Annotated in this window: 1 pseudogene; it reads left to right on the top strand. The window is 67.2% G+C overall.

From position 1 onward, the window contains the following. A pseudogene (locus tag AACY45_RS27965) lies at positions 1-512 on the top strand (CRISPR-associated helicase/endonuclease Cas3); the annotation flags it as partial.

Raw genomic sequence — 512 nt, 5'->3', positions numbered from 1 at the left:
GGTGCCCTGCCACACTCGACACCCGGAGGCGTTGCCGAAGGATTCGATATTCCCACCGAGCGCGAACTGGCACCCGATCCTGCCGCGCTGTACCAGGCCCTCAAGCGGGTCTCGGTCGAATGGCGGCAGGAGCCGCTGCCTGATGCGACCATTGTCGCGCGCTTCGCTCAACAACCGCAGATGCTGTGCATCGTCAACAGTCGCGGTCATGCGCGCGATCTGTTCGATGCGATCAGCGATCAGCCGGGCGCGCGCCACCTGACGACGCTGATGTGTGCCCGGCACCGGCGCGAGGTGCTTGCCAAGGTCCGCGCCGATCTCGCGGAGGGCAAGCCAGTACGTCTGGTGGCGACGAGTCTGATCGAGGCTGGCGTCGACGTGTCCTTTCCAGAGGTGTGGCGTGCAGCCGCGGGCCTGTCGAACGTTGCCCAGGCGGCCGGGCGCTGTAATCGGGGCGGCGAACTGGTCGGCTTCGGTCGCGCTGTGGTGTTCGAGCCGGCCGATCAGCGCAT

This window comes from Pseudomonas sp. RA_35y_Pfl2_P32, from assembly GCF_963970735.1.
Classification (GTDB): domain Bacteria; phylum Pseudomonadota; class Gammaproteobacteria; order Pseudomonadales; family Pseudomonadaceae; genus Aquipseudomonas.
This window is presented reverse-complemented; position numbering and strand designations above follow the sequence as displayed.